The organism is Streptomyces sp. NPDC006283, from assembly GCF_040613325.1.
Classification (GTDB): Bacteria; Actinomycetota; Actinomycetes; order Streptomycetales; family Streptomycetaceae; genus Streptomyces.
Genome location: NZ_JBEXRZ010000245.1, coordinates 1 through 10,384, shown reverse-complemented (window position 1 = coordinate 10,384; position 10,384 = coordinate 1). Strand labels below are relative to the sequence as shown.

Annotated in this window: 12 protein-coding genes and 1 riboswitch; of the genes, 9 read left to right on the top strand and 3 right to left on the bottom strand. The window is 72.4% G+C overall.

All coding sequences use genetic code 11. The annotated features are described in order from the left end of the window. Positions 1–145: 145 nt before the first annotated feature. Positions 146–1,153, top strand: coding sequence for a DUF5914 domain-containing protein (locus ABZ070_RS31965; RefSeq protein WP_356638969.1), 1,008 nt, complete (start codon positions 146–148; stop codon positions 1,151–1,153). Positions 1,154–1,202: 49 nt separating this feature from the next. Here ABZ070_RS31965 and ABZ070_RS31960 read toward each other — a convergent pair whose 3' ends face one another. From ABZ070_RS31960 to ABZ070_RS31950, 3 genes are read right to left on the bottom strand one after another with little or no spacing between them, the layout of a single operon-like run. Beyond that, a complete protein-coding gene (locus tag ABZ070_RS31960) occupies positions 1,203–2,792 on the bottom strand; it encodes an FAD-dependent oxidoreductase (protein WP_356638967.1) in 1,590 nt (529 codons plus the stop codon). Further along, complete coding sequence (locus ABZ070_RS31955; protein ID WP_356638965.1) at positions 2,789–3,523, bottom strand: class I SAM-dependent methyltransferase; 735 nt, start codon at positions 3,521–3,523, stop codon at positions 2,789–2,791. Before ABZ070_RS31955 ends, ABZ070_RS31960 begins: the two co-directional genes overlap by 4 nt. Further along, complete coding sequence (locus ABZ070_RS31950) at positions 3,523–4,737, bottom strand: lycopene cyclase family protein (protein ID WP_356638963.1); 1,215 nt, start codon at positions 4,735–4,737, stop codon at positions 3,523–3,525. The genes ABZ070_RS31955 and ABZ070_RS31950 overlap by 1 nt, the downstream gene beginning before the upstream one ends. A gap of 352 nt (positions 4,738–5,089) precedes the next feature. On the opposite strand from ABZ070_RS31950, the gene ABZ070_RS31945 reads away from it, so the two are divergent. The 8 genes from ABZ070_RS31945 to cbiQ all read left to right on the top strand — a co-directional run. After that, complete coding sequence (locus ABZ070_RS31945; RefSeq protein WP_356638961.1) at positions 5,090–5,560, top strand: hypothetical protein; 471 nt, start codon at positions 5,090–5,092, stop codon at positions 5,558–5,560. Positions 5,561–5,992: 432 nt separating this feature from the next. Then, positions 5,993–6,148, top strand: a complete 156-nt coding sequence (locus ABZ070_RS31940) for a YbdD/YjiX family protein (RefSeq protein ID WP_356638973.1) — start codon at positions 5,993–5,995, stop codon at positions 6,146–6,148. A gap of 165 nt (positions 6,149–6,313) precedes the next feature. Further along, entirely contained in the window at positions 6,314–7,306 is a 993-nt protein-coding gene (gene dhaK, locus ABZ070_RS31935; protein WP_356638959.1) for a dihydroxyacetone kinase subunit DhaK, read from the top strand. 72 nt (positions 7,307–7,378) lie between these two features. Beyond that, the gene (gene dhaL / locus ABZ070_RS31930) at positions 7,379–7,996 is read left to right on the top strand and encodes a dihydroxyacetone kinase subunit DhaL (RefSeq protein WP_356638957.1); all 618 of its coding nucleotides are present in this window, start codon (positions 7,379–7,381) and stop codon (positions 7,994–7,996) included. Then, complete coding sequence (locus ABZ070_RS31925; RefSeq protein WP_356638955.1) at positions 7,993–8,403, top strand: PTS fructose transporter subunit IIA; 411 nt, start codon at positions 7,993–7,995, stop codon at positions 8,401–8,403. The genes dhaL and ABZ070_RS31925 overlap by 4 nt, the downstream gene beginning before the upstream one ends. A 71-nt stretch (positions 8,404–8,474) precedes the next feature. Then, positions 8,475–8,695, top strand: a riboswitch (cobalamin riboswitch). A gap of 29 nt (positions 8,696–8,724) precedes the next feature. Next, positions 8,725–9,414: an energy-coupling factor ABC transporter permease gene (locus ABZ070_RS31920; RefSeq protein ID WP_356638971.1), complete on the top strand. Its 690-nt coding sequence runs from the start codon at positions 8,725–8,727 to the stop codon at positions 9,412–9,414. Continuing rightward, a complete protein-coding gene (locus ABZ070_RS31915; protein ID WP_356638953.1) occupies positions 9,411–9,773 on the top strand; it encodes an energy-coupling factor ABC transporter substrate-binding protein in 363 nt (120 codons plus the stop codon). The genes ABZ070_RS31920 and ABZ070_RS31915 overlap by 4 nt, the downstream gene beginning before the upstream one ends. Positions 9,774–9,779: 6 nt before the next feature. Next, positions 9,780–10,384: cobalt ECF transporter T component CbiQ (gene cbiQ / locus ABZ070_RS31910; protein ID WP_356638951.1), on the top strand; the 605-nt coding region annotated here is incomplete at its 3' end.

Here is a 10,384-nt window from a genome sequence, read left to right as displayed (position 1 = left end):
GCCGTGCCACCGTGCCGCGCCGGCGCCGGGCGGCCACGGCGGCCGCAGGAGTCGTACGGATCATCGGGGCGCGGCTGCGCGCCGGGCCTCCGGTGAGGGCGCTGCCGACGCGGAGCGCGGTGGCTCGAGCGGAGGGAACCGGCCGGTGAACGACCGGAGAGGCGGGAAGCGGTGGGCTTCGCCGTTGCGGGTGCGTCGCGGCCCGAGGTGGACGCGGCAGGCGTCGACGTGGCGGGAGGCGAAACCCGCCGTGATCGCCGGCGCGCTCAAGCGGGCAGCGGCAAGGCCGTCGGGCAACTGGTTCGTCGTCGGAGCGTCCCGGGAGATCGTGGCGTGCGGCCGCCCGTACGGCAGGACCGTCGGCGGCGTGGAGGTCGTCCTGTGGCGGACGAAGACGGGAGAGCTGCGGGCCGGGCCGGGCGCGTGCCCGCACCTCGGAGCTCCGCTGCGCAACAGCAGGGTGGTGAGCGGGGCGCTGGTCTGCCACTGGCACGGACTGGCCCTCGGGGGCATCCCTTTCGCCGGCTGGGAGCCGTTTCCCGTCCACGACGACGGCGTGCTGGTGTGGGTGCGGCTGGACGCGGTCGGGGGCGAGCCTCCCCTGGAGCGTCCCGTCGTGCCGGTGCGGCCCCGGCCCGGGAGCGGTGTGGACGCGGTGTTCACGGCGGTGGGGCGGTGCGAGCCGGAGGATGTGGTCGCGAACCGGCTCGATCCCTGGCACGGTTCCTGGTTCCACCCGTACGCGTTCGTCGACCTGCGTGTGGCCGGCACCCCGCGGGGCGACGAGGACGACGCGTTCGCCGTCCACGTCTCGTTCAAGGTCGCGGGCGGGCTGGTGGTGCCGGTGCGGGCGGCGTTCACCGCCCCCGGACCGCGCACGGTCGTCATGCACATCACGGACGGCGAGGGGACCGGTTCGGTTGTGGAGACGCATGCCACACCGCTCACCCCGGAGGGGGCCGCGAGCCCGCGGACGGCCGTGGTCGAGGCGGTCGTCGCGGCCTCGGGCCGGCGCGGCTTCACCCTGGCGCGCGCCGCGGCTCCGGCCCTGCGCCCCCTGATGCGCCGGACGGCCGGCCGTCTGTGGCGTGACGACCTGGCCTACGCCGAACGGCGCTGGGCGCTGCGCAGCACCGGACGCTTCCCCGGCTGAGGGAACAGCCAACGGCGCACTCGCGGGGAGCCGCCACCGGCCGCGGTTTTCACTCGCGGGGAACCAGAGCCGCCAGTGCCCGCAGTGCCCAGGAGCGGCCGGTGCGCGGCACGGTCCACAGCACGTGTCCACGGACCCCCCAGGCGGCGAGCAGCGCGTTGGCGGCCATGAACCCCGACGTCGCCGCGCGTTCCATCAGGGCCACGGGGAGACCGGTGCGGACGAGGTCGCCCGCGACCATCACCCGCGGGTGCGGGGTCGGGACGGACGGACGGCGGCCGTAGCCGTCGACCGGGAACAGCGGGCAGTCGGCCCGCCATTCGTGGCGGGCACCGACGACCCGGGCGTCCCGGGTCTCCGGGTAGATCTCGTGGAGCCGGGCGACGAGCCGCTCCTGGACGTCCTTCGGTTCCGCGTTCTCGTCCACGGCGTATGCGTGCAGTTCCACCACGGATCCGCCCGTTCGTTCCGCCCAGCGGGCCGCTTCGCCCTCCCAGCGGTCGAGGACGCTGACGTTGTCCAGGCCGTCGTAGCCGCTGGTGCCCAGGAATCCGGCGCGCTCCGCGCGTACGGGCCGGTCGAGCCAGAGGCGGGAGACGAGGAACGGTGGTGCGGTGCGCAGGCCGGCGATGTCCTGGCGCCATCTGGCGCTGCCCAACTCACCGGAGGCGCCGACCACTTGACGCAGGCCGGTCGAGTCCAGGGCGAGGACCACACCCTGGTACCGGTCGGTCGCCCGTCCGCTGTCCACGGCCAGCCCGCCGCCCGCGACCGGCCGGACGGCGAGGACCGGCGTGCCGGTGCGCACATCGACGCCGAGTTGTTCCAGGTAGCGACCGAGCGGTTCCCACAGCGCCTGCGGGAACGGTTCGCGCGGCACGTCGAAGAGCAGGCCCTCGGACGATCCGAGGAAGTAGATGTGGAACATCACCAGCAGTTCGGCGGCGGACAGTTCACCCGGGTCGGCGAAGAAGCTGCGGGAGAAGACCTCGAAAGCCAGATGATGGGCGGCCTCGGGGAAGCGGATGCCCCGCAGCAGGTCGACGGCGCTGACGCCGTCGTACCGCTCGTACACCTCGGGCACCCGGACGTCGAGCAGAGCCAGCGCCGCACGCGGATTCATCGCGGCCAGGTCACGCCATCCGAACGTGGGGCTGAGGGCGAGGAATCCGAGCGCGCTCCACGGCGGCGTCCGGGGCACGCGGGCGAAGCTGTCGGTCAGGCCGCTGCTGTGCCGGAGCGGGTAGTCCGGCAGCGGTGTGAGCGCGGAGAGGTCCGGGTCCGTGCGGCGCAACAGACCGCGCAGGTTGTAGTACTGGCGGAAGAAGGCGTGAAAGCCGCGGCTCATGGTCACCTCGGAGCCGTCCGCGAGGCGGGTGCGCCGGCCCGCGACCCGTCCGCCGAGCATGGCCTCATGCTCGTACAGGGTGACGCGGACCCCGCGTTCGGCCAGCGCGGTCGCCGCCGCGAGACCGGCGATGCCGCCGCCGATCACCGCGGTGCTGGGCGCGTCGCCGGTGAAGCGGTCGCGTCCCGGCGCGGGCATGATGACGTCCGCCTTCCTGTCACGTCCGCGCCGTGCGGCCGTCTTCCTGTCGCGTCCGTGCCGGGCGGCCGTGCGCTGCTGTGATGCCTTCATGAGGGGCCGCCCTCGGCGGGCCGGGAGGGTGCCCCGGCCAGGAAGGTGTGGACGATGCCGGTCTGCCAACCGCCGACCGGCAGGACGCGGACGTACGGGAAGCCTGCCCGGGTGAGGCGGGCCGCGAAGGCGGGGGCGGTGTCGAAGGCGAGGACGCTGCGCCGCAGATGGCGGTACAGCTCACGGTCTCCGGTCAGCGTGCCCGCCGGGACGATGACCCCTCGGGAGACCGCTTTCCACAGGGTCCGGTGGGCGAAGGAACCGCTCAGGCTGTAGTCGTGCACCGCCAGTCGGCCGCCAGGTCTCAGCAGTGCGCGGACGGCCTTGAGGACGGCGTCGGGTTCGGTGACGTTGCGGAACAGGTAGGCGGCGAAGACGGCGTCGTAGGGGCCTTCTTCGTCGGCTTCGAGCAGTTCCTCCGCGGTCAGGTGCAGAAAGCGCACGGTCGACGGCCAGGGCTTCGTGAGAGCCCGTTCCAGCATGCCTGCGGACGCGTCGACGGCGGTGATCCGCACATGAGGGGCGGCCCGCAGCAGGGCCCGTGTCGACGCGCCCGTGCCGCAGCCGAGGTCGAGCACCCGCAGGCCTTCTCCGCCGCGGGGCAGCCGGAGACGGCGTGCAGAGCGGAGCAGATCGGTTCGGTGGCCCGGGTTCACCGCCGTCAGGCGGTCGTACGTGTGCGAGGCGTGATCGAAAGCTCGGGCAAGGTCGCGGTCTCGCAGCAGCGTCATCAGCGGCTCTCTTCGGGTTGTGCGGGGGTGCGGCGGGGCAGGAAGGGCAGTTCGGCCGCCGTGCGGAGCATCGGGCCGACAGGCGTGCAAAGGCCGATGCCGAACTCCTCCCACGGGGTGCTCCCGCCGTCGAGGAAGCGCAGCAGCCGCTCCATGGGGACGCGGCGGAAGAGGTCGGTGAAGAACTCCGGCCCGTCGATCCGGCCTGTGTCGAGTGCCCGCAGCAGGACGGCGTCCATCGCGAGCGCCCGGCGGCCGTGGGGTCTGGGAACGACCTCACCACCGCGGTGCAGCGCGGCGGCGATGGCCCGGCTCTGCCGCTGCACGGCGGCGAACGTGTACCCGGTCGCCGGCCGTGTGGCGCCTCCCGCGGCCCCGATACGGAAGACGGCCGGTCCGATCCGGCGTGGGAAACGCGCGTCGGTCATGGGGATGATTCCCTGTTCGGCGGACTCGACGGTGAGCGGGCCGAGCCGCAGCACGTTCGTCGTGTACTGGCGGAGGGCCGATTCGTACGCGGACGTCGTCGGCACGGTCCGGGAGAACTCGGTGTACTCGACCAGTGCGCGGTCCGGACCGAGCGGCAGGACGTATCCGAAGGCGAGCCCGTGGCGCGGCTGCGGCACCCGGAAGTCCATGAGGTCCGCCACCTCGGGGTCGAAACGGGCGGAGGCGGTGCGTACGAACCAGCCGCGGAAGTGCTGGAGCAGGGCCGTACGGGCGGGTGGCGGAGTGCGCAGGGGCCGGGAGTCGAAGACGTACCTGCCGCGCACGGTCAGCGCCCGTCCGTCGGGTGTCGTGCACCGCACCTCGGCTCCGTCCGGCACGGAGCGCACGGCTTCGGCGGTCGCGCGCAGCACGTGTGCTGCCGGGCAGGCGGCCAGGCGCGCGTGGACCAGTCGTTCGAAGGGGCCCGAGCGGATCATGCGATAGCGCAGCGGCGCGGGGGCCGCCTCGACGACGTGGCCGTCGGTGCCACGGACGCGCAGTCGCGGCCAGGAGGCGACCACGGCGTCCTCGAACACTCCCGGTCCGTCGTCCCAGTGGCACCAGGTCCGCTCCGCAGGCCGCAGCGGCCCGTCGGGCGCCTCCACCACCGTCACGGCGGTCGTACCGGTGCTGGTCAGCCACTGGGCCAGGCAGAGACCGGCCGCGCCACCGCCCACGATCACGGCGTCGGCCACCCGGTTCCCGTCGAGGCTGCGTCGGCTCACCCAGTCCGCCCTGTTTCGGTCCCAGGCGCGTGTGCGGATGCGGCCGAGCGCTGTGCCCCGGGGTCGGTCATCATCCGTCTCCTTCACCTTGCGGGCGCACGAACTGACGGGCGGTCAAGCCGACCACGCCTCGGACGCCGATGCCAGGAGCCGCCACGGGCGTACCTCTGGTTGTGACCCGACCGGGCGGTGCCTCCTCCACCCTCGACATGATCGTCGGTACGCTCTCCCTCTCGAGCGGCCCGAGCGGCCCGAGCGGCCGAGCAGCCCGAGCGCCTTCGCGCACAGCTCCGTGTTCGACCGGCCCGCCGCCATCCCCTTGCCGGATCGACCACGCGGGAGCAGACAGCACATGACCACTGAGCACGACGGCCCGGACGATCGGCACCGAAGGCCCGCGGGTGTCACGGACCTCACCGTGCAAGCGCTCGGCGCGCTCTCGAAGGCGCTGGAGACCACGGAGCGGGCTCGCGGCGCGCTGTACGAGTTCCATCAGCTCACCGGGACGGCCGATTTCCAGCTGGACGACGCCGTGCGGTTCCTGCGCGCGGCAGGGCACCACGGTGACGCGGACCGCGTCGAACGAGAAGTACTCGGCCGCAACGTGATCCCCGGGCACTGGACGTTTCAGATCATCGAGGAGTACAACGCCAGTTACTACCGCCCCTTCCAGAAGATCGAGGAGTCGATCCGCAACGCTCTGGCGGACGGGAAGGACCATCTCTACGAAGCCGAGATGAAGGAGACCCGCCGGACCAAGAACCACCCGGACCACACGGCCACCGCTTCTTCCGCCGGGGGTGTAGAGCCCGAGAAGGGCTGACGCGGTCAGGGCTCGGGGGCCGCCGATGGTCCCGCCGCGCACAGTGTGCGGACCAGATCGGGCGGGGTGCCGCACGACGGCCCGCGGTTCGCGCGTCCGACGTTGCTCCGGATGGCCCGACCGGTGTTCACCCATGGAGCAGCGCCGCGTGGCGCAGGCTGAACTTCGGTGATCGTCACAGGGCGCGGGTAGTCTGGTGAACGGTCCACTGGATCACTTTCGCGTTGCAGGTGATCGTGACGGGACGGGAGCCACGCCATGGCCGAGCCGGAGTCGTCGAACACTTCCCAGCGGCACATGAGCCCGCAGTCGATCGTCACCTGGGTGATCGTCGCACTGGTCGGCGCGGTCGGCTGGAGCGTGCTCGCCCTCTCACACGGCGAGGAGATCTCCGCCGTCTGGATGCTCGCGGCCGCGCTCGGTCCGTACGCCATGCGCGAGGTGTCGGGAGAGTCGGTGTACGACCAGTACGTCGCCCGTGCCAGGTCGCACGGCCCCGGCGCGAAGGTGATGTCCCGCCGCGAGTTCGAACGCAGCCGCATGGATGCCCGGGAGGCCGATCCCCGTGAGGGTTTCCGCTGCTGCTGAGACAGAACCCATGTGTACGGCGGAGTCCGCTGCGGGCATGAGGTCGGCGTCGGCCCCGCCCCCGCCCGAGCCGTCGGCGACGGCTCGGGGCCAAGTGTCTGTCCACCCGCCCACCTGAAGAATCCCATGCAGAGGCCCGGATTTCGACCTTTCCAGGAGGAACCGATGAGGATGCTCATCAATGTGCCGGAGACCGTTGTCGCAGACGCGCTGCGGGGGATGGCGGCCGCCCATCCCGAGCTGACCGTGGACGTGGACAAGCGGGTGATCGTGCGGCGTGACGCGCCGGTCGCGGGAAAGGTGGCGCTGGTTTCCGGGGGCGGGTCGGGGCACGAGCCGTTGCACGGCGGGTTCGTCGGGGTGGGGATGCTCGACGGGGCCTGCCCGGGGGAGGTCTTCACGAGCCCTGTGCCCGACCAGATGGCGCGGGCCGCGGCCGCTGTGGACAGCGGTGAGGGCGTGCTGTTCATCGTGAAGAACTACACGGGTGACGTGCTGAACTTCGACATGGCGGCCGAGCTCGCCGAGGACGAGGGGGTCCGGCTCGCGAAGGTCCTCGTCAACGACGACGTCGCCGTGACCGACAGCCTGTACACCGCCGGGCGGCGCGGTACGGGCGCGACCCTGTTCGTGGAGAAGATCGCCGGGGCCGCGGCGGAGGATCGGATGCCGCTCGAGCGGGTGGAGGCGATCGCCCGGCAGGTGAACGAGTCCTCCCGGAGTTTCGGCGTGGCGCTGAGTGCGTGCAGCACACCCGCCAAGGGCAGCCCGACGTTCGAACTGCCTCCCGGTGAACTGGAGTTGGGCATCGGCATCCATGGCGAGCCGGGGCGGGAACGCCGCCCGATGATGACCTCGCGGGAGATCGCGGACTTCGCCGTCGACGCCGTGCTGGAGGATCTGCGCCCGTCGGGCCCGGTCATCGCGCTCGTCAACGGAATGGGTGCGACGCCGCTGCTGGAGCTGTACGGCTTCAACGCCGAGGTCCAGCGGGTGCTGGCGGAGCGGGAGGTGCCCGTCGCCCGCACGCTCGTCGGCAACTATGTGACCTCCCTCGACATGGCGGGCGCCTCCGTCACGCTCTGCCAGGTGGACGAGGAGCTGCTCAGGCTGTGGGACGCGCCGGTGCAGACACCGGGGCTGCGCTGGGGGCGGTGAAAAGGCTCCGAACCGTACGCCACACGTCGCATGTCAACGCTCGACAGACCCGACTCACCCCAGGGAGTGCTTGTGCTCGACGCCGAATTCTTCCGCCGCTGGCTGGCCGCCACCGCGGTCACCGTGGACCGGGAGGCGGACCGACTGACCGAGCTGGACTCGGCGATCGGCGACGCCGACCACGGCAGCAATCTCCGGCGCGGTTTCACGGCCGTCGGCGCCGCCCTGGAGAAGGAGCCCCCGCCGACGCCGGGGGCCGTGCTGATGCTGGCCGGGCGGCAGTTGGTGTCGACGGTCGGCGGCGCGTCCGGGCCGCTGTACGGGACACTGCTGCGGCGCACCGGCAAAGCGTTGGGCGACGACGCGCAGGTGAGCCCGGGGCAGTTCGCCGAGGCACTGCGGGTGGGTGTCGCCGCGGTGGCGCAGCTGGGCGGCGCGAAGGCCGGCGACAAGACGATGCTGGACGCCCTCGAGCCGGCGGTGGCGGCGCTCGGTGACAGCACCGAGTCGTTCGCCGCGGCCCGGGATGCGGCGGAGCAGGGAGCGCTGGCGACGGTGCCGATGCAGGCGCGCAAGGGCAGGGCCAGCTACCTCGGCGAGCGCAGCATCGGACACCAGGATCCGGGAGCGACCTCCTCGGCCCTGATGGTGGCCACACTCGCCGAGACGGTGGAGACGGCAGGCGCATGAGCGACGGCAATCAGGTGGGCATCGTGCTGGTCTCGCACAGCGGGGAGGTGGCCGCGGCCGTCGCCGAACTCGCCAAGCAGCTGGCAGGAGGCGGCGGTACGGCTCCCGTGGCCCCGGCGGGCGGCACACCGGACGGCGGCCTCGGCACCAGCTCGGAGCTGATCGTCGCGGCCGCGGAGCAGGTCGACCGTGGCGCGGGCGTCGCGGTCCTCGTCGATCTGGGCAGCGCCGTGCTGACGGTCAAGGCGCTGCTGGCCGAGGGCGACGAACTGCCGGAGGGGACACGGCTGGTGGACGCGCCGTTCCTGGAGGGCGCGGTCGCGGCGGTGGTGACGGCCGGCGCGGGGGGCGATCTGGACGCGGTGGAGGCCGCGGCGGCGGAGGCGTACGGCTACCGAAAACAGTGACGTGTGAGCGGCGCGTGGCCGGGATGTGGTGAACAGCTCACCCGGCCGCGGGCCGGTGCGCCCGTGCGCGGCTTGTGATGTGCCTGGTCGGCGCACTACTGTCACGGGGCCTTGGTGTTCGGGAAACCGGTGCAGTACCGGTGCGGCCCTCGCCACTGTGATCGGGAAGTCCGGTTCCACCCCCTCACGGGGAGCCACTGGGACACCACGCCTGCGCGTGGTGCCCGGGAAGGCGGAGCCCGGACGGCATGACCCGTCAGCCAGGAGACCGGCCGAGGTGCGTTGTCCATCCACGAGGTGCTGGAGAGGGTCTCCCACATCATGCACATAGCCGAGGGCTATCTCCCCCCGCTGCACGCGGCCGCCTGGGGCGCCGCGTCCGCCCCGTTCGTCGTCCACGGCGTACGGGCCCTGACCCGAGAGGTCAGGGCCAATCCCGAATCGACCCTGCTGCTCGGTGCGTCCGGGGCCTTCACGTTCGTCCTGTCGGCGCTGAAGATCCCGTCCGTCACGGGCAGTTGTTCGCATCCGACCGGCACGGGTCTGGGCGCGATCCTGTTCAGACCGCCGATCATGGCGGTACTCGGCACCATCACCCTCCTGTTCCAGGCGCTGTTGCTGGCGCACGGCGGGCTCACCACACTCGGCGCCAACGTCTTCTCGATGGCGATCGTCGGGCCGTGGGCCGGGTACGGGATCTACCGGCTGCTGCGCCGGTTCGACGTACCCCTGATGGTGAGCGTCTTCTTCGGCGCGTTCGTCGCCGACCTGTCCACCTATTGCGTCACCAGCGTCCAGCTGGCACTCGCGTTCCCCGACCCGGGTACCGGTTTCCTGGGCGCGCTCGCCAAGTTCGGCGGGATCTTCGCCATCACACAGCTGCCGCTGGCCGTGAGCGAGGGTCTGCTCACGGTGCTCGTGATGCGGCTGCTCAGCCAGTCCAGCAAGGGCGAGCTCACGCGGCTCGGTGTCCTGGTCCAGGGTGCGAAGAAGGAGGCGGCGGTCCGATGAGCCGTAACGCGAAGATCAACACCTTGCTGCTGCTGATCGTGGCGGCACTGGCCGTGCTGCCACTGGTCCTCGGGCTCGGTGACCACAAGGAGGAGCCGTTCGCCGGCGCCGACGGAGAGGCGGAGGCGGCGATCACGGAGCTCGAGCCGGACTACGAACCGTGGTTCTCGCCGCTGTACGAACCGCCGTCAGGGGAGGTCGAGTCGGCGCTGTTCTCGCTGCAGGCGGCGCTGGGCGCGGGTGTGCTGGCGTACTACTTCGGGCTGCGGAAGGGCCGCCGGCAGGGTGAGGACCGGGCCCTGGGCAAGGAGTCCGGGGCCGCCGGCCGGGACGCGGACAGCACCACTACGGTGTCGTAGCCGCAGATGCTGCCGATCGACGCGGCGGCGCACAGCAGTCGCTGGCGCCGCCGCCACCCGTGCGAAAAGGCGGTCCTCGGGCTCGGCCTGACCGTGACGGCGGTCTGCCTGCCGCCCTGGCCGGGGGCCGTCCTCGTCGCCGCGGCCACCCTGGCCGTACTGCTCGGTCCGGCCGGTGTGGCGCCCCGGCAGTTGTGGCGGGCCTTCCGTATCCCGCTGGGCTTCTGTGTCACCGGCGCCGTGCCGCTGCTGTTCGCGGTGGGCGGCCCGGACGGCCTGGTCTCGGTGGCACCCGGCGGACCGGCGGACGCGGCAGGGCTGCTGCTGCGCACCTCCGCCGCCTCGCTGGGCGTGCTGCTGTTCGCCTTCACGACGCCCGTGTCCGACGTGCTGCCGCGGCTGGTACGGGCGGGGGTGCCGCCGGCGGTGGTCGATGTGGCGCTGGTGATGTACCGGATCAGCTTTCTGCTGCTGGACGCCGTCACCAACATCCGCCAGGCACAGGCCGCCCGTCTCGGCCACACGAGCAGGGCCGCGGCGTGGCGTTCGCTGGCAGGGCTGGGCGCCACCGCGTTCGTGCGGGCCTTCGACCGCGCGAGCCGGCTGCAGGC

Excerpts from the sequence above, each read along its gene's own strand:
- ABZ070_RS31945 (WP_356638961.1), top strand. The coding sequence starts at position 5,090 with ATGACCACTGAGCACGACGGCCCGGACGATCGGCACCGAAGGCCCGCG.
- ABZ070_RS31920 (WP_356638971.1), top strand. The coding sequence starts at position 8,725 with ATGCACATAGCCGAGGGCTATCTCCCCCCGCTGCACGCGGCCGCCTGG.
- ABZ070_RS31960 (WP_356638967.1), bottom strand. The coding sequence starts at position 2,792 with ATGAAGGCATCACAGCAGCGCACGGCCGCCCGGCACGGACGCGACAGG.
- dhaK (WP_356638959.1), top strand. The coding sequence starts at position 6,314 with ATGAGGATGCTCATCAATGTGCCGGAGACCGTTGTCGCAGACGCGCTG.
- ABZ070_RS31955 (WP_356638965.1), bottom strand. The coding sequence starts at position 3,523 with ATGACGCTGCTGCGAGACCGCGACCTTGCCCGAGCTTTCGATCACGCC.
- ABZ070_RS31940 (WP_356638973.1), top strand. The coding sequence starts at position 5,993 with ATGCGCGAGGTGTCGGGAGAGTCGGTGTACGACCAGTACGTCGCCCGT.
- ABZ070_RS31925 (WP_356638955.1), top strand. The coding sequence starts at position 7,993 with ATGAGCGACGGCAATCAGGTGGGCATCGTGCTGGTCTCGCACAGCGGG.
- ABZ070_RS31915 (WP_356638953.1), top strand. The coding sequence starts at position 9,411 with ATGAGCCGTAACGCGAAGATCAACACCTTGCTGCTGCTGATCGTGGCG.